The 25281-nt window shown below is 63.6% G+C and carries 26 protein-coding genes; 10 read left to right on the top strand and 16 right to left on the bottom strand.

The genetic code is table 11. From position 1 onward, the window contains the following. Window positions 1–5 precede the first annotated feature (5 nt). The 4 genes from AC56LW_RS16435 to AC56LW_RS16420 all read left to right on the top strand — a co-directional run bounded on the left by AC56LW_RS16435 (window position 6) and on the right by AC56LW_RS16420 (window position 2893). A complete protein-coding gene (locus AC56LW_RS16435) occupies window positions 6–533 on the top strand; it encodes a hypothetical protein (RefSeq protein ID WP_499636068.1) in 528 nt (175 codons plus the stop codon). Between the two features lie 38 nt (window positions 534–571). Continuing rightward, window positions 572–1975, top strand: a complete 1404-nt coding sequence (locus tag AC56LW_RS16430; protein WP_332530611.1) for a hypothetical protein — start codon at window positions 572–574, stop codon at window positions 1973–1975. Window positions 1976–2168: 193 nt separating this feature from the next. Continuing rightward, window positions 2169–2375, top strand: coding sequence for a cold-shock protein (locus AC56LW_RS16425; RefSeq protein ID WP_183554103.1), 207 nt, complete (start codon window positions 2169–2171; stop codon window positions 2373–2375). Between the two features lie 422 nt (window positions 2376–2797). Further along, window positions 2798–2893 (top strand): PAAR domain-containing protein, encoded by a 96-nt coding sequence (locus AC56LW_RS16420; RefSeq protein ID WP_332530612.1) that lies wholly within the window; start codon window positions 2798–2800, stop codon window positions 2891–2893. Between the two features lie 14 nt (window positions 2894–2907). On the opposite strand, the gene AC56LW_RS16415 is transcribed toward AC56LW_RS16420, so the two are convergent. The 6 genes from AC56LW_RS16415 to AC56LW_RS16390 form a co-directional block, all read right to left on the bottom strand. Beyond that, complete coding sequence (locus tag AC56LW_RS16415) at window positions 2908–3348, bottom strand: gamma-butyrobetaine hydroxylase family protein (RefSeq protein WP_332530613.1); 441 nt, start codon at window positions 3346–3348, stop codon at window positions 2908–2910. Between the two features lie 13 nt (window positions 3349–3361). Then, window positions 3362–3793, bottom strand: coding sequence for an HIT family protein (locus AC56LW_RS16410; RefSeq protein WP_499636061.1), 432 nt, complete (start codon window positions 3791–3793; stop codon window positions 3362–3364). After that, entirely contained in the window at window positions 3790–7803 is a 4014-nt protein-coding gene (locus AC56LW_RS16405) for a DUF3683 domain-containing protein (RefSeq protein ID WP_499636058.1), read from the bottom strand. The genes AC56LW_RS16410 and AC56LW_RS16405 overlap by 4 nt, the downstream gene beginning before the upstream one ends. A 219-nt stretch (window positions 7804–8022) precedes the next feature. Continuing rightward, entirely contained in the window at window positions 8023–8595 is a 573-nt protein-coding gene (locus AC56LW_RS16400; RefSeq protein WP_499636055.1) for a flavin reductase family protein, read from the bottom strand. 31 nt (window positions 8596–8626) lie between these two features. Beyond that, window positions 8627–8935 (bottom strand): DUF1272 domain-containing protein, encoded by a 309-nt coding sequence (locus AC56LW_RS16395; RefSeq protein WP_499636052.1) that lies wholly within the window; start codon window positions 8933–8935, stop codon window positions 8627–8629. 17 nt (window positions 8936–8952) lie between these two features. Continuing rightward, on the bottom strand, window positions 8953–9456 hold the full coding sequence (locus tag AC56LW_RS16390) for a YqaA family protein (RefSeq protein WP_258837230.1): 504 nt from the start codon (window positions 9454–9456) through the stop codon (window positions 8953–8955). Window positions 9457–9639: 183 nt separating this feature from the next. On the opposite strand from AC56LW_RS16390, the gene ilvA reads away from it, so the two are divergent. The 5 genes from ilvA to rapZ all read left to right on the top strand — a co-directional run bounded on the left by ilvA (window position 9640) and on the right by rapZ (window position 14827). Beyond that, the gene (gene ilvA, locus AC56LW_RS16385) at window positions 9640–11178 is read left to right on the top strand and encodes a threonine ammonia-lyase, biosynthetic (protein WP_499500542.1); all 1539 of its coding nucleotides are present in this window, start codon (window positions 9640–9642) and stop codon (window positions 11176–11178) included. Between the two features lie 12 nt (window positions 11179–11190). Then, entirely contained in the window at window positions 11191–12027 is an 837-nt protein-coding gene (gene queF / locus AC56LW_RS16380; protein WP_499636049.1) for an NADPH-dependent 7-cyano-7-deazaguanine reductase QueF, read from the top strand. Window positions 12028–12404: 377 nt separating this feature from the next. Continuing rightward, window positions 12405–12887 (top strand): PTS sugar transporter subunit IIA, encoded by a 483-nt coding sequence (locus tag AC56LW_RS16375; RefSeq protein ID WP_332530620.1) that lies wholly within the window; start codon window positions 12405–12407, stop codon window positions 12885–12887. A 67-nt stretch (window positions 12888–12954) separates the two neighbouring features. Further along, window positions 12955–13890, top strand: a complete 936-nt coding sequence (hprK, locus tag AC56LW_RS16370) for an HPr(Ser) kinase/phosphatase (RefSeq protein WP_332530621.1) — start codon at window positions 12955–12957, stop codon at window positions 13888–13890. A 58-nt stretch (window positions 13891–13948) separates the two neighbouring features. Beyond that, window positions 13949–14827, top strand: coding sequence for an RNase adapter RapZ (gene rapZ, locus AC56LW_RS16365; protein WP_499636044.1), 879 nt, complete (start codon window positions 13949–13951; stop codon window positions 14825–14827). A gap of 25 nt (window positions 14828–14852) precedes the next feature. Here rapZ and AC56LW_RS16360 read toward each other — a convergent pair whose 3' ends face one another. From AC56LW_RS16360 to AC56LW_RS16315, 10 genes are all read right to left on the bottom strand, one after another. Then, window positions 14853–15341 carry a DUF1579 domain-containing protein gene (locus AC56LW_RS16360; protein WP_499636041.1) on the bottom strand — a complete coding sequence of 163 codons (489 nt, stop codon included), beginning with the start codon at window positions 15339–15341 and terminating at the stop codon, window positions 14853–14855. 71 nt (window positions 15342–15412) lie between these two features. Further along, window positions 15413–16483, bottom strand: a complete 1071-nt coding sequence (locus tag AC56LW_RS16355; protein ID WP_332530624.1) for a DUF5694 domain-containing protein — start codon at window positions 16481–16483, stop codon at window positions 15413–15415. A gap of 85 nt (window positions 16484–16568) precedes the next feature. Next, a complete protein-coding gene (locus AC56LW_RS16350; RefSeq protein WP_499636038.1) occupies window positions 16569–17645 on the bottom strand; it encodes an enoyl-CoA hydratase/isomerase family protein in 1077 nt (358 codons plus the stop codon). 98 nt (window positions 17646–17743) lie between these two features. Continuing rightward, on the bottom strand, window positions 17744–18100 hold the full coding sequence (gene hpf / locus AC56LW_RS16345) for a ribosome hibernation-promoting factor, HPF/YfiA family (RefSeq protein ID WP_183554132.1): 357 nt from the start codon (window positions 18098–18100) through the stop codon (window positions 17744–17746). A gap of 74 nt (window positions 18101–18174) precedes the next feature. Then, window positions 18175–19659, bottom strand: a complete 1485-nt coding sequence (locus AC56LW_RS16340; protein WP_332530626.1) for an RNA polymerase factor sigma-54 — start codon at window positions 19657–19659, stop codon at window positions 18175–18177. A gap of 14 nt (window positions 19660–19673) precedes the next feature. Further along, window positions 19674–20429: an LPS export ABC transporter ATP-binding protein gene (gene lptB / locus AC56LW_RS16335; protein ID WP_183554134.1), complete on the bottom strand. Its 756-nt coding sequence runs from the start codon at window positions 20427–20429 to the stop codon at window positions 19674–19676. Next, window positions 20426–20974 (bottom strand): lipopolysaccharide transport periplasmic protein LptA, encoded by a 549-nt coding sequence (gene lptA, locus AC56LW_RS16330; protein WP_332530627.1) that lies wholly within the window; start codon window positions 20972–20974, stop codon window positions 20426–20428. Before lptA ends, lptB begins: the two co-directional genes overlap by 4 nt. A gap of 45 nt (window positions 20975–21019) precedes the next feature. Further along, entirely contained in the window at window positions 21020–21625 is a 606-nt protein-coding gene (gene lptC / locus AC56LW_RS16325; protein WP_183554137.1) for an LPS export ABC transporter periplasmic protein LptC, read from the bottom strand. Between the two features lie 5 nt (window positions 21626–21630). Beyond that, the gene (locus AC56LW_RS16320) at window positions 21631–22167 is read right to left on the bottom strand and encodes a KdsC family phosphatase (RefSeq protein WP_499636032.1); all 537 of its coding nucleotides are present in this window, start codon (window positions 22165–22167) and stop codon (window positions 21631–21633) included. After that, window positions 22167–23189, bottom strand: a complete 1023-nt coding sequence (locus AC56LW_RS16315) for a KpsF/GutQ family sugar-phosphate isomerase (RefSeq protein ID WP_183554141.1) — start codon at window positions 23187–23189, stop codon at window positions 22167–22169. The genes AC56LW_RS16320 and AC56LW_RS16315 overlap by 1 nt, the downstream gene beginning before the upstream one ends. A gap of 109 nt (window positions 23190–23298) precedes the next feature. Between AC56LW_RS16315 and AC56LW_RS16310 the strand changes: the two genes are divergently transcribed. Beyond that, on the top strand, window positions 23299–25278 hold the full coding sequence (locus tag AC56LW_RS16310; RefSeq protein WP_332530628.1) for a monovalent cation:proton antiporter family protein: 1980 nt from the start codon (window positions 23299–23301) through the stop codon (window positions 25276–25278). Window positions 25279–25281 lie beyond the last annotated feature (3 nt).

Raw genomic sequence — 25281 nt, 5'->3', positions numbered from 1 at the left:
ACACCATGCGCTTTCCAACCTTCCCTTTGCACACTGCCCTGCCGGGCCTGCTGAGCCTGCTGAGCCTGTTTATGGGCGCCCTGCCGTTCGCCAAGGCCACCGAGCCGGTCGTACCGGTGCTTGGCAAGCCGGTCGCCGCCGCCACGCTGGACGCCGCCCGTGGCGGCTTCGAAGTGGCCGGCGGCCTGGCGCTGTCACTCGGTATCGAGCGTGTCGTGTCGGTCAACGGCGAAATCATGGCACGCACGAATATCGCGATCCCCGATCTGGCAGCCATGACGGCCGAGCAGGCGCGCCTGACCCAGGACGCGCTGGGCGCGGCGCGGATGATCCAGATCGGCGGCAATAACTATGCCGCTGCCGACCTCAACCTGCCCAATGGTGCGACGCTGGTCCAGAACACGCTCAGCGGCCAGGATATCCGCACGGCGACCACCATTTCGTCGACCGTCAACAGCATGTCGCTGATCAAGGACATCAATTTCCAGTCGACGATCCGTGACGCCGTCATACGTTCGCCGGGCGGACTATGAATGTTCAACACCACCAACAATAACTCTGGAGAATCTGGATGTATCCACACGTCGCGCGGCTCGGCGCTGCGGGCCTGGCGGCGGCCCTTCTGGCGCCGCCTGCACTCGCTCAACAAGGTGTCCCCCTGTCGAACAATGGCGCACAGCCATCCCATAGCGAACTGTCGCAGTTGAAGGACGAACTGGCGCAACAACGCGCGCTGGTCAATCGCCTGCTGCTGGAAGTGCAGGCGCAGCGCGAGCAATTGCAGCGCATGGGGACGCCGGCCGATGGCGTACTGCTGTCGCAGCAGCGCGGCATGGGCGGCTCGATGAGCGGCCAGGCGCCGGTGGCCGAGCCGCCCGTGTTGCCGCCCGCGGTCACGGGCGTACCGGCGCCGCTGCCACCCCAGCAGCGCCCTGACCAGCCCGGCGTACCCGCCCCGGCACCGGCCCAGCCCGCCGCGCCGGCGCAGGCACAAAACACCCGCCAGCAACCGAACCGGCCGCCGGAAGTCGCACCGATCGGCGACCAGCCGGGCGTGCTTACGGCGCCTGGCACCTATGTGCTCGAGCCATCGATGCAATATGGCTACTCGTCGAGCAACCGCGTGGCGCTGGTCGGCTACACGGTGATTCCCGCGCTGCTGATTGGCCTGGTGGACGTGCGTGAAATCAAACGCAACACCTTCACCACTGCGATCACCGGCCGCACCGGCATCAGCAACCGGATGGAAGTCGAGGTCAAGGTGCCGTACGTGTATCGCTCCGACGCTACCGTCAGCCGGGAAATCTTCACCGGTACGGCAGTCGAGCGCGTGTTCGATACGACCGGCAAGGGCATGGGCGACGTCGAAGTCGCCGGCCGCTACCAGCTCAACAACGGCGGCGCCGACAAAGGCTATTACATTGCCGGCCTGCGCTACAAGAGCCGCACTGGCCGCGATCCGTTCGAAGTGGTCACCGATTGCGACCGCCGCTGCATCGGCGAGAACGTCACCGGCACCGGCCTGCCGCTGGACCTGCCCACCGGCTCGGGCTTCCACTCGCTGCAAGCCACGCTGACGTGGCTGTATCCATCCGATCCGGCCGTCTTCTTCGGCAACCTGAGCTACGTGCACAACTTCAAGCGCGACGACGTGACGCGTCTGGTGCGCAATGGCGAACGCGAACCGCTCGGCTCGCTGCAACCGGGCGCCGTGCTGGGCTTTAACTTCGGGATGGGCCTGGCGCTCAACGACAAGGCGTCGCTGAGCCTGGGCTACGACCACAGCACGATCGGACGCATGCGTCAGAACGGCGCGACCTCGATCGGCTCGGTGCGTACACAGCTGGGCACCCTGCTGCTGGGGTACTCCTACCGCCTGAGCCCGAAACGTTCACTCAACATCGCCGTCGGTGCCGGCGTCACGCGTGACACGCCGGATGTGACGCTGACGCTGCGTTTGCCAATGACTTTCTAACCAGAAATTTATTCCTGAAATCGGTCATGCAGGGGGGATGACTTGTGGTAAATACGGAGACGATTGAAAAATCTTGCTTCCAATTTAAGAGTTTGCCCTATAATCAGATTCGCAATGTAAGGCGTCACCCTGGTTTTTGTCCTAGGTACGCAAACAGGGCATCAACGTAAAATTAATTTTTGAGGGAATAAAAATGGCGACTGGCATTGTTAAGTGGTTCAATGACGCAAAAGGTTTCGGTTTCATCACGCCTGACGGCGGCGGCGAAGATCTGTTCGCGCACTTCTCGGCGATCAACGCCAACGGCTTCAAGTCGCTGCAAGAAAACCAGCGCGTGACGTTCGACGTCACCACCGGTCCTAAAGGCAAGCAGGCTTCGAACATCCAGCCACAAGCTTAAGGTCCGCTGGCCCGCTACGGCGGGCAAGCAACGCAAAAGAGCACATCTTCGGATGTGCTCTTTGTCTTTGTGGCGACTGAAAAGCTGGGGTCAAAAAAGCGGGGGTCAGGTCTGACATTCGGACACGATCTCGACAGTCGGGCAGTTGGACCTGGCTGGGACCGGGCCACGCTAATGCTGTGCAGGACACTATTCGACCTGGTTAAGGCTGAGGTCGTGTCTGAATGTCAGACCTGACCCCGGCTGTTCCCTGCTATCCGACCTAGTTAAGGCTGAGGTCGTGTCTGAATGTCAGACCTGACCCCGGCTGTTCTCCGGCTGTTCGGACACTATTGACCTAGTTAAGGCTGAGGTCGTGTCTGAATGTCAGACCTGACCCCGGCTGTTCTGAATGTCAGACCTGACCCCGGCTGTTCGCTGCCGTGACGATCAACGGCGTCCCGGTGGCTTTTGACGGACATGCCACCAGCTGTGGCGCCTGCCTGATGTCGACGGCCACCGACAGCGGCCGCGACTGACGCCATGCGTTAAATCACTTGCAGCCGCAGCTACCCGAGCCGCAGCCACCGCCACCCGACTTCGCCGCCGCCACTTCTGCGAACTGCGTCACCGGCGCGCGGCCGCTCTGTTCGTCGTAGCCGGCCGCCTGCAGGCGCGCCACGTACTGCTTCCACAGCGATTCCTGACTGCGGCCCAGCTCATACAGATAATCCCAGCTGAAGATGCCGGTATCGTGGCCGTCCGAAAAGGTTGGCTTGATCGCGTAGTTGCCGACCTGCTCGACGTCGGCGATGCCGACTTCGCGCTTGCCAAGTTGCAGCACTTCCTGGCCCGGGCCGTGGCCCTTCACTTCGGCCGATGGCGAATACACGCGCAGATATTCGAACGGGAGCGAAAAGGCGCTGCCGTCGTCGTAGGCGACGTCGAGCACGCGCGATTTCTGGTGGACAGTCAATTCAGTTGGATGGGGCATAACACTCTCTATGTCAGGAAAAACGGCGCGCGATGGCAGCGCCCAATTGATCGTGCAGCGCACGACGCGCCGCGAGGATAGCAGGTTCTGTCGCGCGCACCGCCTGTGCCCATACGGGCGCCGGGAAGTGCGCATCGTCGGCGTAGCGCGGGATGATGTGCCAGTGCAGGTGCGGCACCACGTTGCCGAGGCTGGCCACATTGACCTTCAATGGCTGCATCACCTCGCGCACCGCCGTTTCCACCTGGAACACGGCATCGTTGATCAAGAAGCGATCGTCCGCCGACAGGTCGCTCATTTCGCGCACATGGTCGTGCCAGATCACGCGGCAAAAGCCGGGATAGCTGGCGTCGTCGACCACGATGACGCTGAACTTCTCGCCGGCCCAGACAGCAGGCAGCGTCAGGTCGCACAGCTCGCAACCCGGTTCGCGCAGCGCCGTCATACCAGCACCCGCTCGATGCCGCCCGCATTGGCGCGTGCAACATACTCGGGCAGCCAGTTCTCGCCCAGCAGGTGCTTGGCGATTTCGACGACGATGTAGTCGGCCGTGGTGCCCGAGTCGTCGTTGTAGCGGCTCAGGCCCTGCAGGCACGACGGGCAGCTGGTCAGGATCTTGACGTCGCCCTTGAAGCCATCTTCACGCAGCTTGTCGGCGCCCTTGACCATCTCGCCTTCCTTGCGCGAACGGACCTGGGTCGCGATGTCCGGCCGCGAGACGGCAAACGTGCCCGACTCGCCGCAGCAGCGGTCGTTCTTTTCGATCTTCACGTTGTCCACCGTCGACACCAGCGCGTTGACCGTCTTGATCGAATCCTGCAGCTTCATCGGCGTGTGGCACGGCTCGTGGTACATGTAGCGGGTGCCGTTCACGCCTTCGAGCTTGACGCCTTTTTCGAGCAGGTATTCATGGATGTCCATGATGCGGCAGCCCGGGAAGATCTTCTCGAACTGGTACGTTGCCAACTGGTCGTAGCAGGTGCCGCACGAGACCAGCACCGTCTTGATGTCCAGGTAGTTGAGCGTGTTGGCCATCCGGTGGAACAGCACACGGTTGTCCGTCACCATCTTCTCGGCCTTGTCGAACTGGCCGGCGCCGCGCTGCGGATAACCGCAGCACAGGTAACCCGGTGGCAGCACGGTCTGCACGCCCACTTCCCACAGCATCGCCTGCGTGGCCAGGCCCACCTGCGAGAACAGGCGCTCCGACCCGCAGCCAGGGAAGTAGAACACGGCCTCGGTATCGGCATTGGTCTTCTTGGGGTTGCGGATGATCGGGACGATCTTGTCGTCCTCGATGTCGAGCAAGGCGCGCGCCGTTTTCTTGGGCAGGTTCCCCGGCATCTTCTTGTTGATGAAGTGGATGACCTGCTCGCGCACGGGCGCCTTGCCGGTGGTCGGCGCGGGCGCGGCCAGCTGCGGCTTGGCAAAGCCCTTGAGCATGCGGTTGCCGAAGCGCTGCGCCTTGAAGCCGAAGTCGACCATCACCTTGCGCGTGGCATTGATGGTGGTCGGGTCGGTGGCATTCAGGAAGAACATCGCCGCGCGATTGGCCGGCTTGAAGCTGCGCTTGTCCATCTTGCGCAGCAGGTTACGCATGTTCATCGACACGTCGCCGAAGTCGATATTCACCGGGCATGGCGTGACGCACTTGTGGCACACGGTGCAGTGGTCCGAGACGTCCTCGAACTCTTCCCAGTGCCGGATCGAGACGCCGCGGCGGGTCTGCTCTTCGTACAGGAACGCTTCAATCAGCGCCGACGTGGCCAGGATCTTGTCGCGTGGCGAATACAGCAGGTTCGCCTGCGGCACGTGGGTCGTGCAGACGGGCTTGCACTTGCCGCAGCGCAGGCAGTCCTTGATGCTGTGGGCGATCTCGCCGATATCGCTTTGCTGCATGATCAGCGACTCGTGGCCCATCAGGCCGAACGACGGCGTGTACGCGTTGCGCAGGTCGGCGTGGGCGCCTTCCAGATTGAGCAGCTTGCCCTTGTTGAAGCGCCCTTCCGGATCGACGCGGATCTTGTAGTCGCGGAATTCCTGGATTTCTTCGTCCTTCAGGAATTCGAGCTTGGTGATGCCGATCCCGTGTTCGCCCGAGATCACGCCGTCGAGCGAGCGCGCCAGCTTCATGATGCGCTCGACCGCCTTGTGCGCATCCTGCAGCATGTCGTAGTCGTCCGAGTTCACCGGCAGATTGGTGTGGACGTTACCGTCGCCGGCGTGCATGTGCAGCGCGACGAATACGCGCGAACGCAGGATGCGCTTGTGGATCGCCGTGCTCTCGTCGAGGATGCAGGTGTAGGCGCTGCCGTTGAAGATCTGGCGCAGCGGGGAACGAAGCTCCTGCTTCCAGGAGATGCGCACCGTGTGGTCCTGCACCAGGTCGAACAGGCGTGCATCGGGCTGGATCGCCAGGCGCGCATCGAAGGTGGCCGACAAATGGTCGAGCCCGAGCGATTCGAGCTGCTCACGCGCCTCTGGCAGCGGCATGTCGAGATTGGCCAGGATGAAGCTCCAGCGTTTGGTCACCAGGTCGACCAGCGCGCGCGCCTGCAGCGGGCGGTCGCCCATGATTTCGTCGCGCTCGACGCCTTCGCCGCTGCTCGCGTCATCGCTCTTGGCCAGCGGCAGATGGTCGCTCGCCAGGTAGTTGCGCAGGCCGTCAGCCAGCTGCAGCTTGTTCTTGATCGACAACTCGACGTTGATGCGCTCGATGCCGTCGGTGTATTCGCCCATGCGCGGCAGCGGAATGACCACGTCTTCATTGATCTTGAAGGCGTTGGTGTGGCGCGCGATGGCCGCCGTGCGGGCGCGGTCGAGCCAGAATTTCTTGCGCGCTTCGGGGCTGACGGCGACAAAGCCTTCGCCCACGCGGGTATTCGCGATGCGCACGACTTCGGAGGCAGCCAGCGCCACCGCGTTTTCGTCGTCGCCGACGATGTCGCCGAACAGCGCCATCTTCGGCAGCACGCCGCGTTTGGACTTGGTGGCATAACCGACCGCGCGCAGATAGCGCTCGTCCAGGTGTTCCAGGCCGGCCAGGCGCAGCGTGGAAAACGCCGGGTCGCCGTTCTTCGGCAAGCCGTTGAGGTAATTCGTGATCTCGACGATCGACGGAATCGCATCGCGCGCCTGGCCAAAGAATTCGAGGGCCACGGTACGCGTGAACTTCGGCATCTTGTGCAGGATCCAGCGGCCCGACGTGATCAGGCCATCGGTGCCCTCTTTCTGGATGCCCGGCAGGCCGGAAAGGAATTTGTCGGTAACGTCCTTGCCCAGGCCTTCCTTGCGAAAGCGCTTGCCGTCGATGGTCAGGGTCTCGGTGCGGAACGGCGCGCCTTTCGGTGCGCCCTTGACCGACGGGTGCGTCCATTCCAGCAAGAATTCAGCCTGCGGCGCATCGTGGATCTTGCCCAGGTTGTGGGCGATACGCGTGACATCGAGCCAGTCGCCGTTGGGGTCGACCATGCGCCACGAGGCCAGGTTGTCGAGCGCAGTGCCCCACAACACGGCCTTCTTGCCGCCCGCGTTCATCGCGATATTGCCGCCCACGCAGGATGCGTGCGCCGACGTCGGATCGACCGCGAACACGAAGCCGGCCTTCTCGGCCGCCTGCGACACACGCTGCGTGACCACGCCTGCATAGGTGTGGATGGTCGCGTACTCGCGGTCCAGGCCCGGCATGGCGGTCATTTCGACTTCGCCGATCCCGATCAGTTTTTCGGTGTTGATCACGGCCGACATGGGCGTGAGCGGAATCGCGCCGCCCGTGTAGCCGGTGCCGCCGCCGCGCGGGATGATCGTCAGACCCAGTTCGATGCAGCCCTTGACCAGGCCGGCCATTTCGTCTTCGGTGTCGGGCACCAGCACCAGGAACGGGTACTCGACGCGCCAGTCGGTGGCGTCGGTCACGTGCGAGATGCGGTGCATGCCGTCGAAGCGGATATTGCGCTTGTCGGTGTAGGCGCCCAGCACCTTCAACGCGCGCTTGCGCAGGTCGTACGTCTCGGAGAATTCGCGACCGAAGTCGTCGACCGCGCGGCGCGCGGCCGCCAGCAACTGCTCGACGGCGCGGCTGCGCGTTGCGGCCACGGCCGGGTCGCCGTCATCCTGGGCGTCGACCGTGGTGCGGCGCTTGTCGACTTCAGCCAGGCGGTGGTGCAGCGCCTCGATCAGGTTGGCCCGGCGCTTCGGGTTGTCCAGCATGTCGTCCTGCAGGTACGGATTGCGCCGCACGACCCAGATGTCGCCCAGCACCTCGTACAGCATGCGCGCCGAGCGGCCGGTCTGGCGGGCGCCGCGCAAGCTGTCAAGCAACTCCCACGACGACTCACCGAGCAGCCGGATCACGATTTCGCGATCCGAGAACGAGGTGTAGTTGTACGGAATCTCGCGCAGGCGCGCGGGGGCGTTATCGGCTAGCAGGGTATGGATGTGTGCGGGGGCGTTCATGAATACTCGTCGACAGTCGGACAGGCCCGAAGGACGTTCATTCTATCGTATTGCGTTGCACCACGCTTGGGGCGGCCCCATCCGCCGTTGCGTCCGACGCAACAAAATATTCATACTGTGTCGGATATGCAAACATTATTCACCCACAGGCGCGGGCACACGGTATTTATCAAGCACGACGCCGCGAATGACATATGTCGTCCGGCCTGGTTTGCACCGTTATCGCGTCATGTCCGGCACCTCGAACGCCTCACCGGTTTCGAAGAAATGCCCACCAGCCACATAATGGATGCTCTTCTTTCCACCTGCCGCCATATTCCAGTGCCCATCGGCAAACACCGCCGGATCCGCCCAGGCCGCCACGACCTCGCCCAGGAACAGGTCATACGTGTCCTGGATGTGCGGTTCGGGGAGTACGCGGCACTCGAGCCAGGCCAGGCAGCCGTCGAGCAGCGGCGCGCCGACCTGTTCGCCGGTCCAGGCGCCGGCGCCGAAGGCTGCAAACTTGTCCACGTCGCGGCCCGACGTCGAACCCACCTGCAGGGTCAGGCGCGCCAGTTCGCGCGACGGTATGTTCAGCGCGAATTCGCCGGATGCCTCGATCATGCTGCGGGTGAGTGTGTTCTTGTCGATCACCACCGCCACCTTGGGCGGATCGAAGTCGAGCGGCATCGACCAGGCGGCCGCCATCACATTGACGGCGTCGCCGTGGCGCGTCGATACCAAAACCGTCGGCCCATGGTTCATCAGGCGGTAGGCTTTGGCGAGGGGTACGGGAACGCGGTCGGTCATGCCGGAGTCCTTGAATTGATGGCGCAGGCAGTCAGCGCTGCGCCGGCGGGATGTCCTTGAGCGGCGCGGCGAACGCGGCGTGCGCGGCCGGATCGATGGGACGGTGTTTTATCGTCGTGCCGGCCGGGTCATTGGCCAGGTAATTGCCATTCTTGTGGTCATGTGCGGGCCGGATCGGCCGCGGTGCGAAGCCGCCGCCGCAGATCGGGCACACGTTCAGCAAAATGGTATCGACACAGGTGGCGCAAAACGTGCATTCATACGAGCAGATGCGCGCCTGTTCCGACGAAGGTGGCAGCGCGACATTGCAATGTTCGCAGGTGGGACGCAGTTCAAGCATGGCAAACTCCCTGGGTCTTAGCCCGTAATACGCGTCAGCATGTCGCCGAGCGACTTCCAGAAACTGTCCGGCACGTACAGCAGCGCCAGCGTCATGGTCAGGTAGCGCGCGAACTTGCCGATCGCCATATACATCAGGCTCGGCCAGAACGGCAGGTGCAGCCAGCCGGCCAGCGTGCACAGCGGATCGCCCACCCCCGGCAGCCACGACAGCAACATCGTCTTGGCGCCGTAACGCTTGAGCCAGCCGAACCAGCGGCTCTGGCGCTCTTTGGCAAACGCCACCTTGGCGCGGTAGCCAAGGAAGTAATCGACCGCGCCGCCCAGCGTATTGCCAATGGTCGCGACCAGGATCGCCGGCCAGAACAATGCGGGATTGGCCTTGATCACCGCAAACACGGCCGGCTCGGAACCGAGCGGCAGCAGCGTGGCGGAAATAAAACTGATGATGAAGACGGAGGTCAGCCCAACCGTCGGCGCCGCAACGAGGTCAAGCAGCCATTGGACAGCGGTTTCGATCATGCGAGCTTAGGCGAGGGAAATAGGCGTCCATTATAATGGTCCGGAACTTTCGTCACGACACGATACGATCGCCTGTCACCCAGCGCGCCGTATCGTACTGCGCGCCACGGTCACCCACCCTAGCGGAACAGTTTGCGTCGTCCGTCCCGCCAGCCGCATTGGCCTGACCCTTGTGTTTCGACCATGACTACCGACTATCTCAAAAAAATCCTGACCGCGCGCGTCTATGACGTCGCCGAACAAACGCCCCTCGATCTGGCGCCCACGCTGTCCGCTCGCATGGGTAACCGCATCTATTTCAAGCGCGAGGACATGCAGAGCGTGTTCAGCTTCAAGCTGCGCGGCGCCTACAACAAGATGGCCAACCTGACGCCCGAGCAGCGCGCCCGCGGCGTGATCTGTGCCTCGGCCGGCAACCATGCCCAGGGCGTGGCCCTGTCGGCCTGTCGTCTCGGCTGCCGCGCGCTGATCGTGATGCCCACGACCACGCCGGGCGTCAAGATCGACGCCGTCAAGGCGCGCGGCGGCGCCAGCGTCGAGATCGTGCTGCACGGCGACTCGTACACCGACGCCTACAACCACGCCCTGCTGCTGGAAAAAGAACAGCGCATGACCTTCGTGCACCCGTTCGACGATCCGGACGTGATCGCCGGCCAGGGCACGATCGGCATGGAAATCCTGCGCCAGCATTCCGGCCCGATCCACGCGATCTTCGTCGCCATCGGCGGCGGCGGCCTGATCGCGGGCATCGGCGCCTACGTCAAGGAAATTCGCCCTGACATCAAGATCATCGGCGTGCAGACGCTCGATTCGGACGCGATGGCGCGCAGCCTGAAGGCCGGCCACCGTGTCACGCTGAACGATGTCGGCCTGTTTTCCGACGGCACCGCGGTGCGCCTGGTGGGCGAAGAAACCTTCCGCGTCGCCCAGATGGTGGTCGACGAGATCATCCTGGTCGACACCGACGCGATCTGCGCCGCGATCCAGGACGTGTTCCAGGACACGCGCAGCATTCTCGAGCCGGCCGGCGCGCTGGCCATCGCCGGCGCCAAGGCATACATCGAGCGCTCGCAGATGGACCGCGAGCCGGTCAAGGGTGAAACGCTGGTGGCCGTGGCCTGCGGCGCCAACATGAACTTCGACCGCCTGCGCTTCGTTGCCGAGCGCGCCGAACTGGGCGAGTCGCGCGAAGCCGTGTTTGCCGTGACCGTGCCCGAGCAGCGCGGGAGCTTCCGCCGCTTCTGCGGCCTGGTCGGGCCACGCAACGTGACCGAATTCAATTACCGCATCAGCGATGCCAGCGAAGCCCATGTGTTCGTTGGCGTGCAGGTGGGCAGCCGCAGCGAATCCGGACTGCTGGCGCGCACGTTCGAAGAGCATGGCTACAAGACGCTTGACCTGACCGGCGACGAGCTGGCCAAGCTGCATATCCGCCATCTGGTGGGCGGCAAAAGTTCGCTGGCCCACGATGAATTGCTGTATCGTTTCGAGTTCCCTGAACGGCCGGGCGCGCTGATGCGCTTCCTGGACAGCATGGCGCCGAACTGGAATATCTCGCTGTTTCACTACCGCAACCAGGGCGGCGATGTGGGCCGCATTCTCGTGGGGCTGCAAGTGCCGCCGACCGAAATGGCCGAGTTCCGGCAATTCCTGGCATCGCTCGGTTACCGTTACTGGGACGAAAGCAGCAATCCCGTCTATAAATTGTTCTTGGGCGCCTGACGCCCCATCTCCATGAATACACCTGACCAATCGCCCCTCGGCAAATCCTCCGCCTACCAGAGCCAGTACGCGCCCGAGCTGCTGTTCCCGATCGCGCGCCAGCAAAAGCGCGATGAGCTCGGCCTGTTTGCGGATGCCGGCACCATGCCGTTCTTCGGTGTCGACATCTGGAACGCCTACGAACTGTCGTGGCTGAACATGCGCGGCAAGCCGCAGGTGGCGATTGCGACGATCACGGTCCCGGCCGATTCGCCGAACATCGTCGAATCGAAATCGTTCAAGCTGTACTTGAATTCGTTCAACCAGACCCGCCTGGCCGGTCCGGAAGCCTTGCTGGCCCTGCTGCGCGACGATCTGTCGGACGGCTTCGGTGCGCCGGTCCACGTCACGCTGACCAGCCCGGACGCGTTCGGTGCGATCAAGATGGGCGAACTCGACGGCGTGCTGCTGGATCGTCTCGATGTCGAGATCGACGGCTATTCGCCATCCCCGGAACTGCTCAGCGCAGACCACGAAAACGGCCAGGTCGAAGAAACGCTGGTATCGCACCTGCTCAAGTCGAACTGCCTGGTCACGGGTCAGCCGGACTGGGGCACCGTGCAGATCCGCTATGTCGGCCCGCAGATCGACCAGGAAGGCTTGCTGAAGTACCTGATCGGCTTCCGTGAACACAACGAGTTTCATGAACAGTGTGTCGAGCGCATCTTCATGGACGTGCTGCGCCAGTGCAAGCCTATCAAACTGGCCGTGTACGCTCGCTACACGCGGCGCGGCGGCCTGGATATCAACCCGTGGCGCGCCAACTTCTCCACCGGCAAACCGCCCAATCTGCGTGGCGCGCGCCAGTAAATATCGCATTTCTGACAGGATGCGACTCGCACGCCTGTACGTTTTTGGCGACAGCCGTGCGCCGGGCCTGGCATCACGCCCGGCGTAGTGCAGTACTGAAGCTGCTTGTTTTTTCAGCAGAACTCGTGCAAAAATCGGCCAATCTCAGCGCAAGCATGTATTTACCGGCTGCGTTCTGCGATTTGTTAAAAAAATTGCGTGGTGGCGTTAACCTGAATCAACGCCGCTGCTGCCCTGTTTCGACGGGTATCGTGCGACCGTCCCGCCAACTGGCCTGACGCTCGCGATTTCGAGTGTCCCGGCCATAAAACAGGCCTATAATCCGTGCTCGCAAGCACGCCACTTGTGCTGCGCACTTGTGCCACGCACCTCACGTTATGACCAATTTAAGCAAAATCCTTTCTCTCGAAAACGTCCAACTCGACATTGAAGTGTCGAGCAAAAAGCGCGCCTTCGAGCAAGCCGGCCTGATCTTCGAGAACAATTGCGGTATTGCCCGTTCGATTGTGTCCGACAACCTGTTCGCACGTGAGCGTCTCGGCTCTACCGGCCTCGGCCACGGCGTGGCCGTCCCCCATGGCCGCATCAAGGGCAGCAAGAGCCTGAAGGCGCCTCTGGCCGCGTTCGTGCGCCTGAAGGAACCGATTCCGTTCGAGTCGCCCGACGGCCAGCCGGTGAGCCTGTTGTTCTTCCTGCTGATTCCGGACCACGTCACGCAGCAGCACCTCGAGATCCTGTCCGAAATCGCCGAGCTGTTCTCGGACGAAGCCATCCGCACTGCGCTGGCGACCGACCCCGATCCGAAGGCCGTCCACGAGCGCATTATCAACTGGCAACCCAGCCTGCAAGCTCTGGGTTAAACTTCACGTCACTGCGAACGCGCGGCAATCATGTCGCGCGCCTTTTTTTGTGACGAAGACGATGCCCATGCTGCAGTCCCCGCTGACCATTCAACGGCTGTACGACGATAACCGCGACAGCCTGCAGCTCGGCTGGTTCGCGGGCTTTCCCGGCGGCGAACGCCAGATCGCCGGCGACGCCGCGTCGGCCGCCGACCAGGTCGGCCACCTGAACCTGATCCACCCGGGCCGCATCCAGGTCTTCGGGCACCAGGAACTCAATTACTACCACCGCCTGAAAGCCAATTCGCGCACCCACGTGATTGGCGAACTGATCGGCGGCGGGCCGCCGGCGCTGATCATCGCGCAGGGTCTCGAGACACCGCCCGACATCCTCGCGATCTGCGACGAGCAAAACATTCCGCTGTTTTCGACGCCGCTGCCGGCAGCGCAGGTGATCGACTTCCTGCGCGTGTATCTGTCCAAGAAACTGGCCCAGCGCGTGATCATGCATGGCGTGTTCATGGACGTGCTGGGCGTGGGCGTGCTGATCACCGGCGAATCCGGCCTGGGCAAGAGCGAACTGGGCCTGGAACTGATTTCGCGTTCGCACGGTCTGGTGGCCGACGATGCGGTGGAATTTTCACGCATCGCACCGAACATGATCGAGGGCCGCTGCCCGCCGCTGCTGCAAAACCTGCTCGAGGTGCGTGGCCTGGGCCTGCTGGACATCAAGGCGATCTTCGGCGAGACGGCAGTGCGCCGCAAGATGCGCCTGAAGCTGATCGTCCACCTGGTCAAACGCGGCGCGGCCGATGAAGAAGTCGAGCGCCTGCCCTTCCATTTCCCGACCGAAGACGTGCTGGGCCTGCCAATCCGCAAGGTTGTCATCCCGGTGGCGGCCGGCCGCAACATCGCCGTGCTGCTCGAAGCCGCCGTGCGCAACACGATCCTGCAACTGCGCGGCATCGACACGCTGCAGGAATTCATGGAGCGCCAGCGCCAGGCCATGAGCGCCGATTGACCCGGTGCCCGCGGCCGCGGGTGTACGGCTGACCGGCGCTTGCGGTATCATCGCCCCTATGCACATCGTCCTCATCACCGGAATTTCCGGCTCGGGTAAATCCGTGGCCCTGAATGTCCTGGAAGACGCCGGTTACTACTGCGTCGACAACCTGCCGCCGGCCCTGCTGACGGCCCTCGTTAATACTGTCAGCGAAAGCGGCGGCGGCAAGATCGCCGTCGCAGTCGATGCGCGCAGCGCCGAATCGCTGGCCGAACTGCCAGTGAGCGTGCGGCGCCTGCGCGAGGACGGCCACTCAGTCAAGGTCATATTCCTGACAGCGAGCACCCATTCGCTCGTGGCGCGTTTTTCCGAGACGCGCCGCAGCCATCCGCTGTCGCACGAACTGCGTCCGGGCGAAAACCCGGCATCGCGCCGGACCCTGATCGAGTGCATCGCCGAAGAACGCGAGCGCCTGTCGTCGATCGAGAACCTGGGCCACGTGATCGACACGTCCGAGCTCTCGTCCAACAAACTGCGCGGCTGGATCAAGGAACTCGCCGAGATCGACCACGCGCCGATGACACTGTTCTTCGAGTCGTTCGCCTTCAAGGTCGGCGTGCCGCTCGACGCCGACTTCGTGTTCGACGTGCGCGCGATCCCCAATCCTTACTATGATGTGGCGCTGCGCCCGCTCACCGGCAAGGATGCACCCGTGATCGCCTTCCTCGACGCGCAACCGAGCGCGCTCGAGATGCTGTCCGACATCCAGGGCTTCGTCGCCAAGTGGCTGCCATCGTTCAAGACCGACAACCGCAGCTACCTGACGGTGGCGATCGGCTGCACGGGCGGACAGCATCGTTCGGTGTACATGGCCGAACACCTGGGCGCGCACTTCGGCACGACCGAGCGCGTGATTGTCAGGCATCGCGAGCAGCCGAAGCATCCGGCGGCGTAGGCTTGCTGCCTGCCCTGCCACACGTTTAACGCTGACGACGAAATTCCATCGTCCAGTTGGTTTCCCATGTATTTCCCGCATCGGCAGAAAAAGCCTGGTCCCACTGCAGCAAGTTTTGATCGATCTGGCGCCAGATGAATCTGACGATAATCGGGATTTCCTGGAAAGTATCGTTGGCGAAGAACGTACCAACGCCATCAATGAATTCGCCTACCACCGGAACGTCGATCTGACTCGGAAGACGACCGTCAAGCCACCAGATCGACCATTTCTTCGTGTTCTGATCGTAGGAGCGTAACGCGATAGCGCGAAAGACCTCGTCATTCAGGCGCAAGACGTTGTCTTCAAGGTTGCCGAAGCCACCCAGAATTTTTTGGGTCGACATCTCACCATCAAACTCAACCCATTCATTGCAGTTTGCCAGGCGTTCCTTGAGCCGCCGATGCCTGACAACCCAATCCCCAATAACGAAATCGAAGTCAGTCGGTGCTGAACTCATCAGTTCCAGTGCCATGCCACTCCTTGAATATCAGGTGGTCCGTCGGCCCGCACACTTGTGGCCACCGACATCAATATGGTGCCTCGTCACTTCAGTACCGGCCCCGCATCCACGATCCGCACATCATGCATCTGATGCAGATACGATTCCAGATACCCCTTGTGCGACGCGCCGACGATGACCAGCATGCGCTGGCCCGGCATCAATCCCAGCACGTCCCGGATATTGGCCGCCATGCGCAGGTTGCGCGTTTCCCAGTAACCCACGTACTGACGGCCGAAGCGCTGCGCTGACGGCTCGTTGAGCGCCGCGCCGAAGTCGCCGTGGTAAATCAGGGCCGCCTGGCCAGGCGCATTTCTGGCGCGGTACATTGCCAGCACGCCTTCGGCACTCGCCAGCCCGCCCTCCTGCGCCTTGTCCACTGCCATGCGCTGTTTGAGGGCTGGGTTGTCCCACGCGGTCATTAGCGCATCGCCAAGCGCCTTCTGGTCTTCAGACGCGCTGTCGGCGGTATGGTCGTCCATCGCGTACAGGCGCTCGTGCCCGAGCCGGGCCGCCAGGCGCGCACCGATCATCAGGCTTTCGTCGCGCCTGGTTTCCAGCTTCACCAGCACGCCGACCAGTGTGGCGTCCAGGCCGTCGCCGGCACGGCGCTCGGCCTCGGGCAGGCGCAGCCACTGCACCAGGGCCGAGGCTTCCTCGCCGCCAGCAAAGAACAGTGCCGCCAGGCGCCGGCGCTGCGCGGGCGTGGGTGCGGCGGGCCAGACTGCCAGCAAGGCTTCGGCAGCCTCGGTCGCTGCCGGGACATCCAGCCCCGTGGCCAGCCGTGCCGGCGCGGGATCCCGGCAGTAGGAATCGATCGAATCCTTGTAGCGGGCCGGGTAGCGTCGCATGAAGTCGCACTGCGGCCCGGATACCGCCTCGATCGCAATCGCCTGCGGCTTCCATGCCGCCAGACGCTCGTTCAGCAGCGTCAGGCTGGCGGTCTGGAAGGTTTTCGGCAATTGCGACAAATGGGGCGAGCCTAATACCAGCACCTCGTTGGCAGGCCCGGAGGCCGGCCCCTTGAATGCGCTCGCATCGAAATCAGGCTGCCAGGCCTGCGCAGCGGCGCTGCCGCACAACGTCATCGACAGCAGCAAGGCGGTCATGCGCATCGGGGGTCCTCATCGGTTCATGAAGCCACGATGGTTGCACCGCCTGCACGAAAAGTCACGCGCAAACGGATATGCATGAAGACGCTTACGCGAGATGGCGCAGCGGATGCGCATGCGCCGGCCACACCGGCGTGAAGAAGTGCGCCACCATCGCATCGGTCACGAGATCGAGCGACGGCGGATTCCATTGCGGCGCATTGTCCTTGTCGATGACGAGCGCGCGCACGCCTTCGAGCACCTCGCCATGCTCGAAGTTGCGGCGCACGAGCGAGCGCTCCAGGCGCAGACAGGCGGCGACATTGAGCGACGCGCCGCGCAGCAGCAGCTCGCGCGTCACGCACATCATCAACGGCGAGCGCTGACGCATCGCATTCAATGCCTTCTGCGCGAACGGCGTGTCGTCACCCTCGAGCGACGCCATGATCGCCGCCACCGAATCCGCGCCGAAGTACATATCGATGCGCGCACGGTTGGCCTGCAATTGACTCTCGCCGGCATGCTGGATGGCGAACGTGCGGATCGCCGCCGGCAGATCCGCGCCCGGCGTCGCTTCGATCAGCGCGTGCAAGGCCGGCAGGTCGGCGCCTGGCACGAACACGTCGGCCAGGCCCACGTACAGCGCGTCGGCCGCGCCGATCGTCAGGCCGGTCAGGCCCAGGAACATCCCCAGTCGCCCCGGCGCGTGCGACAGAAAATGGCTGCCGCCGACATCGGGGAACAGGCCGATATTCACTTCGGGCATCGCCATCTTGGTGCGCTCGGTGACGATGCGCAGGCCGCAATCGGGCCCGCCCTGCGCGATGCCCATGCCGCCGCCCATGACCACGCCGTCCATCAGCGCGATATACGGTTTCGGATAAAAATGGATCAGGTGGTTCAGCGCGTATTCTTCGGTGAAGAAATCCTCGAGCAATGCGCTGCCGCCTTGCGGCGAGGCGTTGCCGACGTCGTGGAAGAAACGGATATCGCCGCCCGCGCACAGCGCTTTTTCGCTGCTGCTGGTGATCACGACCGCATCGACGGCGGCGTCGAGCTGCCAGTCAAGAAGGATCGCGGTCAGCGCGCGCACCATGTCCAGCGACAGCGAATTGAGCGCCTTGGGACGGTCGAGGGTGATGATGCCGGTGCGGTTGGCGATGCGGGTCAGGACGTGTTCGGACATGGCGTGATCCATCGAAAGGAAACACGTATTTTACCGGCAGCGGGATGCAAAAAGGGCGTCCCGAAAAGACGCCCCTGGCGGTGGTGACCTGCGCTCGATCAGGCGGCAGCGACGTCTGCTTCGTCGACGTCCAGGCGTTTGATCGCTGTGCGGTTATGGTCTTTGAGCATCTGCTTGTGCTTCAGGATTTGTCGATCCAGTTTATCCATCAACATGTCGATCGCGGCATACAGGTCTTGCGCGACGCTCGCCACGTGCAGGGTCTTGCCCGACACCTGGACATTGATTTCAGCTTTTTGCCTTTTTTCTTTTTCAGTGAGGTTATCGACGGCCAGGAAGACGTGGGTATCTATGACTTGATCGAAATGGCGAATAATGCGTTCCAGCTTATTCTGAACGTATTCACGGATGGCAGGGGTTACTTCGAGATGGTGACCACTGATGGTGAGGTTCATACACACTCCTTTGAAGATGTCACGTCGCTTGCACCACACAGGAGCTGAAGGCACAGACTGTATGAGCGGCGTTGTTACAAGGCTTTGCGGAGACTGACGGGGGGGATCTTGAGCGCTTCACGGTATTTTGCGACCGTCCTGCGCGCAATGACCATGCCTTGTTCCCCGAGCATTTCCGCGATCTTGCTGTCGGATAATGGATTCTTAGGGTCTTCTGCTCCTGTCAATTGTGCGATGAGCGCACGGATTGCCGTTGAGGATGCTTCGCCTCCCGCTTCGGTGGCAACGTGGCTACCGAAGAAATACTTCAACTCGAACATGCCGTGCGGGGTCAGCATGTATTTCTGGGTTGTGACACGAGAGATGGTGCTCTCATGCAGACCTAGTGTATCAGCTATCTCACGCAAAACAAGGGGCCGCATGGCAACTGCGCCATGGCTGAAAAAGTTGCGCTGGCGTTCGACAATCGCCTCGGCCACACGCAGGATCGTGTCGAAACGCTGGCGCATATTCTTGATGAGCCACTTCGCCTCTTGCATCTGCGCGCCCATCTGGCTCTCGCTGCGGCCCTGCTTGAGCATGGTCGCGTACAGGCTGTTGACGCGCAGGCGCGGCATCACGTCCTGGTTCAGCGTGACCGCCCAGCCATTCTTGGCGCGCCGCACGATCACGTCCGGCACCACGTAATCTGACACGTTCGACGCGAACGCGGCGCCCGGATGCGGATTGCACTGGCGGACCACGGCCTGCACTTCGCGCAGGTCTTCGTCGTCGCAATCGAGCGCTTTTTTCAGTTTGCTGTATTCGCGCTGCGCGAACCAGGTCAGGTAGCCTTCGACGATCTTCAGGGCCATGCGGCGCGTGACCATCGGCACGCCCGGCATGCGCCGGATCTGCAGCGCCAGGCATTCGGCCGCGCTGCGCGCGCCCACGCCCACCGGGTCCATGCTCTGCACCATCGCCAGCGCGCAGCGCAGTTCGTCGAGGTCGACCTCGAGTTCTTCGGGCAGGCGTGCGTGGATGTCGTCGAGCGGTTCTTCCAGGTAGCCGTTGTCGTCGAGCGCGTCGATCACCAGTTCGGCCAGCGCGCGGTCGCGCGTTGACAGCAGCGTTTCGCGCACCTGTTCCATCAGGTGTTCGCGCAGCGTGATCGCGCACGCCTCCAGCTGCGGGCGGCCGTCTTCGTCGTCGCTGCTGGCGCTGCCGGACGACGTTCCGCTGCCTTCGCTCCACTCGTTGTCGGGCCGGTCGCCATCGACCGCACCGCCTTCAGCGCCCTCGCCCTCAGCCGGCGCGCTGCCCTCGCCTTCGGCCTGCTGGCCTGGCGCCGGCGGCGCCTCGCCAGGTGCCGGCGCATTGTTGATGGCCCCATCGGCCAGCAGGCGCACCGAATGATCGAGCGGGTCGTCGAGCCTTTCGAGCAGCGGGTTATCGCCCAGTATCTGCTCGATCTCCTGATGCAGTTCGAGCGTCGACAGCTGCAGCAACCGGATCGATTGCTGCAGCTGTGGCGTGAGCGCCAGGTGCTGCGAAGTGCGGAGCTGAAGGGACTGTTTCATCAATTGAGTATGGCTTACATGCGGAAATGTTCACCAAGGTACACGCGGCGCACCGACTCGTCGGCGATGATATCGTCGGGACGGCCGGATGCGAGCACCGCGCCCTGATTGATGATGTAGGCGCGGTCGCAGATGCCAAGCGTCTCGCGGACATTGTGGTCGGTGATCAGGACGCCGATCTTGCGCTCCTTGAGGAAGCGTACGATGCGCTGGATCTCGATCACGGCGATCGGGTCGACGCCGGCAAACGGTTCGTCGAGCAGGACGAAGCGCGGGTTGGTCGCCAGGGCGCGCGCGATCTCCACGCGGCGCCGCTCGCCGCCCGACAGCGACAGTGCCGGATTCTCGCGCAGCTTCTCGATCTGCAGGTCGGCCAGCAAGGTATCGAGGCGGTCGCTGATCTCGGTTTTGGTGAGCGACTTGCCGTTAACCTTCTGCAGTTCGAGCACGGCGCGGATGTTCTCTTCCACCGTCAGCTTGCGAAACACCGAGGCTTCCTGCGGCAGGTACGACAGGCCGAGCACCGCGCGGCGATGGATCGGCAGGCTGGTGATGTCGGTGCCGTTGATGCTGATCGAGCCGGCGTCCGACGGCACCAGGCCGACGATCATGTAGAACGAAGTAGTCTTGCCGGCGCCGTTCGGGCCCAGCAACCCCACCACTTCGCCGCATTCGACATCCAGCGACACGTCGCGCACGACCAGGCGCTTGCCATAGCTTTTCTGCAGGCCCTTGACGACCAGCGTGCTGCGATCGTTCAGTTCCGTCATTGCGTGCCTCCGGCCGGCGCACGCTTGGGCGCCAGGATCAGCGTGCCGCGCCCGCCGCCAACCTTGCTCTCGCCGCTGACGTCATTGCGCACGGCGACGACTTCCTTGCGGTTGTCGTACGAGATGAACGGGCCGGTCATCTGGTTGGTCATCCGGTCGTTTTCGAGTTCCTTGACGATGGCGTTCGAGTACAGGCGCACCAGCTCCGAACGTTCGTCATATTCGATGCGTTCGGCCTGGCCTTCGACCCACAGGTTCGGGCCGCCGTCGCGCTTCTGGCGGAACGTGGCGGGCTTGCCGTTGGCCGCGGTGAGCGTCACGCTCATATAGCCTTCGGGCGTCTCCCTGACCACGGCGCGTTCGGCCTTGACCAGCAGCGTGCCGCGGGTCAGGATCACGTTGCCGGTGAAGGTGCGCACGCCTGCGACGCCATCGAGGTCGCCGTTGTCGTATTCGAGCGCCGCCTGCTTGAGCGAGTCGGCCTTTTCGGCCATGGCGGTCAAGGAAAGGAGTGACAAGAAAGCGGCAGCAAAGAGTTTTTTCATTGTGGTGCTGGTCCTGGGTTAGCACGCGCGCATGGCTGATGGCCTTCAGCGCTGGCGTGGCGGATAGACGATACGGCCGCGGCCTGACAATTGCATCTGCATGGTCGCGTTGTTGGCCATCATGCCGGTGGCCTTGAGGCTGGACGCGCCAAGCTCCATGTCGATCGGCTGGTCGGTCTTGACGATTTCTTCGTCGGGCAACACGGTCATGGCCTGCGTGCGCACGCGCAGTGCTTCGCTGGCGGGCGTCTTCGGGCGCTGCAGATCGACGTCGCCGAACAGTTCGACGCGGTGTTCTTCGTGGAAGATGCGCGCGTTCTTGGCCACCACCGTCATCGGCGGACGGCCCGGTTCGACGCCGCGCATCAGCGGCTGCTCGACGTTCGACACGTCGCCCAGCGGGATATGCGCCAGGCGCTTGCCCGACACCACGTAGCTCGGCTGGCCGTTGGGCGTCATGCGGACGAACGAGAAATTCTCGACGATGTAATCCGGCTCGTCGGGCGGGCCGCCCAGCTGCGCATCGATGTCGGTCGCCTGCATCAGCTGCAGCAGCCAGAAGCTGCCGAAGGCGAAGAACACGCCGATCACGATCATCGCCAGCAGATTCCAGCGATGCGCGGTGCGTTTGTTGGAGGCGATCGTGGCCATGGCGGTCAGGCGAAATACGGCGCGAGCGCCTGGTCATAGGTGCCCTGCGCGCGCATGACGAGGTCGCAGATCTCGCGCACCGCGCCACGTCCGCCACCGTTCCTGGTCACGTAATGCGCGCGGTGCTGCACGTCCGGATGGCCGGATGGCACCGCAACGGCAAAGCCCACGCGCGCGAACAGCGGCAGGTCGATCACGTCGTCGCCGATGTAGCCACATTGGTCGGCGGTAAAGCCGGTGGCGTCGAGCAGATTGGCAAAGCCGATGCGCTTGTCGTGGTTGCCCTGGTAGACGTGCGAGATGCCCAGATCGGCGGCGCGGCGGACGACGATCGGCGACAGGCGCGCGCTGATGATTGCAGTCTGCACACCGGATTTATTCAGCATCTGGATGCCCAGGCCATCGAGCACATTGAAGGTCTTGGTCACTTCGCCATCGGGGCCATAGGTCAGGCTGCCGTCGGTGAGCACACCGTCGACGTCGAAGATCATGACCTTGATGCGCGCGGCGCGTTCGATGTGGGCCAATACGGGAGTGTTCATCAGATTACCTTTGCGCGGGTCAGGTCGTGGATGTGCAGCGCGCCGACCAGCTGGCCCGCCTCATCGATCACGAGCATCTGGTTGATGCGGAATTCTTCCATCACGGCGACCGCGTCGACCGCCAGCTGCTCGGGGCGCACGCTGCGCGGATTGGCGTGCATGACGTCGCGAATCAGCACGTTCGAAAAATCGTGCATGCGCTCGATCACGCGGCGCAAGTCGCCGTCGGTGAACACGCCCAGCGGCCGGCCAGCAGCATCGACCACGGCGGTCATGCCCATGCCCTTCTGGCTGATCTCGAGCAGCGCCTTGACCAGCGGGACATCCAGGCCCACCGACGGGATGGCGTCACCGGTGCGCATCACATCGCGCACGTGCGTCAGCAGGCGCCGGCCCAGCGCGCCGCCCGGATGCGACAGCGCGAAATCCTGCTCGCGAAAACCGCGCACGTCGAGCAGCGCCACGGCCAGCGCATCGCCCATGGCCAGCGTGACGGTGGTGCTGGTGGTCGGCGCCAGGTTGAGCGTGCAGGCTTCTTTGGCTACCGCGATGTTAAGGTGGACGTCGGCCAGCCTGGCCAGGCGCGAGGCCGGCTTGCCGGTCATGGCGATCACGCGCGCGCCCAGGCGCTTCACGGCCGGCAGGATGTCGAGCAGTTCGGACGATTCGCCCGAATTGGAAATGGCGATCAGGATGTCATTCGCGGTGACCATGCCCAGGTCGCCGTGCGCCGCTTCGCCCGGGTGCATGAAGAACGCCGGCGTACCGGTGGACGACAGCGTGGCGGCGATCTTGCGGCCGATGTGGCCCGACTTGCCCATGCCCGAAACGACCACGCGGCCGGTGCCGGCGTAGATCAGCTGCGCGGCGTCGACGAAGCTGCTGTCGTCGCCCAGGCGCGCGTGCAGCGCCACGATGGCGTCGGCCTCGATGGCAAGCGTCTGGCGACCCAGTTCCAGCACGCGCTGCGCCAGGGTTTCGTCAAAACTTTTCAGCATTATTTGGTCATCAGTTACACTCATTCCAGAAGTATAAACGAATTGCGAAAGCAAAAAACTTGCCAGTCGTAACATTCGATGACAAGCACGCCTCGCGGCGCATCGCCACCACAACCACCGCCCGCTTCACCCCATGCATTCTGGTCTCGAACTTACCCTGTTGCTGCTTGGCTGCGCCGTCCTCGGCGTGGTCGCCTTTCGCACCCTGCAGCTGCCGCCGATGCTCGGCTACCTGGCCGTCGGCGTCCTGATCGGCCCCCACGCCCTGGCCCTGGCCGAAGACAGCCCCACCACCCACGCGCTGGGCGAATTCGGCATCGTCTTTTTGATGTTCTCGATCGGGCTCGAATTCTCGCTCGGGCAACTGCGCTCGATGCGGCGCATCGTGTTCGGGCTGGGGCTTGGCCAAGTGGTGACGACCGTCGCTGCGGCCATGGGCATCGGCCTGCTGGCGGCCTACCTGATGCCCCACCTGACGCTGGCCTGGCAGGCCGCGTTCGCACTGGGCGGCGCGCTGGCCATGTCGTCCACGGCCATCGTCGTCAAGCTGCTTACCGAGCGCCTCGAGCTCGAGAGCGAACATGGGCGGCGCATCATCGGCATCCTGCTGTTCCAGGACCTGGCGGTGGTGCCGCTGTTGATCATGATCCCGGCGCTGGCGCGCGATCCGGAAGACATGGCCATCACGCTCGGCCTGGCCGCGCTCAAGGCCGGCCTGGTGCTGGCACTGCTGCTGTTCTTCGGCCAGAAGCTGATGGGCCGGTGGTTCACGATCGTGGCCAAGCGCCGCTCGCAGGAGCTGTTCATGCTCAACCTGCTGCTCGTCACACTGGGGTCGGCCTGGATCACCGAGCAGGCCGGCCTGTCGCTGGCGCTCGGCGCGTTCGTCGCCGGCATGCTCATTTCCGAGACGCCCTACAAGCACCAGGTGGAAGAAGACATCAAGCCGTTTCGCGACGTGCTGCTTGGCCTGTTCTTCATCACGATCGGCATGCTGCTCGACCTGCGCCTGGTGAGCCAGTACTGGTGGCAGGTCACGCTGCTGCTGGCGCTCGTGGTGCTGCTCAAGGCCGGCCTCATTGTGCTGATGGCGCGCGCATTCGGCGCGCCGCTGGGCACCGCGCTGCGCACGGGTCTCGCGCTGGCGCAGGCCGGCGAATTCAGCTTCGTGCTGCTCAGCCATGCATCGGGCTCGAAGCTGATCGATCCGTTCGTGATGCAGCTGGTGCTGGCCTCGATGGTGCTGTCGATGCTGCTGGCACCCTTCATCATCGGCTACATGGACCGGATCGTGATGAAGGTCGCGGCCAACGAATGGATGATGCAGTCGCTGCAATTGACGCAGCTGGCCACGCGCACCATGACCACCCAGAAGCACGTGATCATCGCCGGCTTCGGGCGCAGTGGCCAGAGCCTGGCGACGCTGCTGAAAGAAGAGGCCTTGCCGTGGTACGCGCTCGACCTGGATCCGGAGCGCGTGCAGAAAGCGCAGGCGGCCGGCGCCTCGGTCTCGTACGGCGATGCGGCGCGCCGCGAAAGCCTGATCGCGGCCGGCGTACACCGCGCCAGCGCGCTGGTGATCACGTTTGCCGACACGCGCCAGGCACTGAAGGTGCTGCACCTGGTGCACGAACTGGCGCCCGCCCTGCCCGTGATCGTGCGCAGCCACGACGACGGCGACATGGATGTGCTCAAGGCGGCCGGTGCGACCGAGGTGGTGCCGGAAGCCCTTGAGAGCAGCCTGATGCTCGCCTCGCACGCGCTGGTGACGCTCGGCGTGCCGCTGCGCCGCGTGGTGCACCGGGTGCAGGCTGCGCGCAAGGGCCGCTACGCCACGCTGCGCGGCTACTTCCATGGTGCGGACGATAGCGGCGCAGACCTCGAACATGGCCAGGTGAAGCTGCATTCGGTACGCCTGCACGCGCAGGCGGGGGCAATCGGCCTGTCGCTGGACGCGTTGCGGCTGGCCGACGTGGCGGTGGAGGTAACCGCCTTGCGACGCGGCGGCCAGAATATCGCGCCCGGCCCGGCCGTGCTGCTGGCGGCGGGCGATGTTGTGGTGCTTCGCGGGGACAGCGAAGCGGTCAGCCGCGCCGAGGAGCGGCTGCTGTAGCCA

The sequence above is a fragment of the Telluria sp. LT2P80 genome (assembly GCF_059685955.1).
Note: the sequence above shows the minus strand (reverse complement) of the source record. Positions and strands in the feature narration are given on the sequence as shown.

What these genes read in the sequence shown, in the direction of transcription:
- AC56LW_RS16435 (WP_499636068.1), top strand. Translation starts at nt 6, where the DNA reads ATGCGCTTTCCAACCTTCCCTTTGCACACTGCCCTGCCGGGCCTGCTG.
- AC56LW_RS16430 (WP_332530611.1), top strand. Translation starts at nt 572, where the DNA reads ATGTATCCACACGTCGCGCGGCTCGGCGCTGCGGGCCTGGCGGCGGCC.
- AC56LW_RS16425 (WP_183554103.1), top strand. Translation starts at nt 2,169, where the DNA reads ATGGCGACTGGCATTGTTAAGTGGTTCAATGACGCAAAAGGTTTCGGT.
- AC56LW_RS16415 (WP_332530613.1), bottom strand. Translation starts at nt 3,348, where the DNA reads ATGCCCCATCCAACTGAATTGACTGTCCACCAGAAATCGCGCGTGCTC.
- AC56LW_RS16410 (WP_499636061.1), bottom strand. Translation starts at nt 3,793, where the DNA reads ATGACGGCGCTGCGCGAACCGGGTTGCGAGCTGTGCGACCTGACGCTG.
- AC56LW_RS16405 (WP_499636058.1), bottom strand. Translation starts at nt 7,803, where the DNA reads ATGAACGCCCCCGCACACATCCATACCCTGCTAGCCGATAACGCCCCC.
- AC56LW_RS16400 (WP_499636055.1), bottom strand. Translation starts at nt 8,595, where the DNA reads ATGACCGACCGCGTTCCCGTACCCCTCGCCAAAGCCTACCGCCTGATG.
- AC56LW_RS16395 (WP_499636052.1), bottom strand. Translation starts at nt 8,935, where the DNA reads ATGCTTGAACTGCGTCCCACCTGCGAACATTGCAATGTCGCGCTGCCA.
- AC56LW_RS16390 (WP_258837230.1), bottom strand. Translation starts at nt 9,456, where the DNA reads ATGATCGAAACCGCTGTCCAATGGCTGCTTGACCTCGTTGCGGCGCCG.
- ilvA (WP_499500542.1), top strand. Translation starts at nt 9,640, where the DNA reads ATGACTACCGACTATCTCAAAAAAATCCTGACCGCGCGCGTCTATGAC.
- queF (WP_499636049.1), top strand. Translation starts at nt 11,191, where the DNA reads ATGAATACACCTGACCAATCGCCCCTCGGCAAATCCTCCGCCTACCAG.
- AC56LW_RS16375 (WP_332530620.1), top strand. Translation starts at nt 12,405, where the DNA reads ATGACCAATTTAAGCAAAATCCTTTCTCTCGAAAACGTCCAACTCGAC.
- hprK (WP_332530621.1), top strand. Translation starts at nt 12,955, where the DNA reads ATGCTGCAGTCCCCGCTGACCATTCAACGGCTGTACGACGATAACCGC.
- rapZ (WP_499636044.1), top strand. Translation starts at nt 13,949, where the DNA reads ATGCACATCGTCCTCATCACCGGAATTTCCGGCTCGGGTAAATCCGTG.
- AC56LW_RS16360 (WP_499636041.1), bottom strand. Translation starts at nt 15,341, where the DNA reads ATGGCACTGGAACTGATGAGTTCAGCACCGACTGACTTCGATTTCGTT.
- AC56LW_RS16355 (WP_332530624.1), bottom strand. Translation starts at nt 16,483, where the DNA reads ATGCGCATGACCGCCTTGCTGCTGTCGATGACGTTGTGCGGCAGCGCC.
- AC56LW_RS16350 (WP_499636038.1), bottom strand. Translation starts at nt 17,645, where the DNA reads ATGTCCGAACACGTCCTGACCCGCATCGCCAACCGCACCGGCATCATC.
- hpf (WP_183554132.1), bottom strand. Translation starts at nt 18,100, where the DNA reads ATGAACCTCACCATCAGTGGTCACCATCTCGAAGTAACCCCTGCCATC.
- AC56LW_RS16340 (WP_332530626.1), bottom strand. Translation starts at nt 19,659, where the DNA reads ATGAAACAGTCCCTTCAGCTCCGCACTTCGCAGCACCTGGCGCTCACG.
- lptB (WP_183554134.1), bottom strand. Translation starts at nt 20,429, where the DNA reads ATGACGGAACTGAACGATCGCAGCACGCTGGTCGTCAAGGGCCTGCAG.
- lptA (WP_332530627.1), bottom strand. Translation starts at nt 20,974, where the DNA reads ATGAAAAAACTCTTTGCTGCCGCTTTCTTGTCACTCCTTTCCTTGACC.
- lptC (WP_183554137.1), bottom strand. Translation starts at nt 21,625, where the DNA reads ATGGCCACGATCGCCTCCAACAAACGCACCGCGCATCGCTGGAATCTG.
- AC56LW_RS16320 (WP_499636032.1), bottom strand. Translation starts at nt 22,167, where the DNA reads ATGAACACTCCCGTATTGGCCCACATCGAACGCGCCGCGCGCATCAAG.
- AC56LW_RS16315 (WP_183554141.1), bottom strand. Translation starts at nt 23,189, where the DNA reads ATGAGTGTAACTGATGACCAAATAATGCTGAAAAGTTTTGACGAAACC.
- AC56LW_RS16310 (WP_332530628.1), top strand. Translation starts at nt 23,299, where the DNA reads ATGCATTCTGGTCTCGAACTTACCCTGTTGCTGCTTGGCTGCGCCGTC.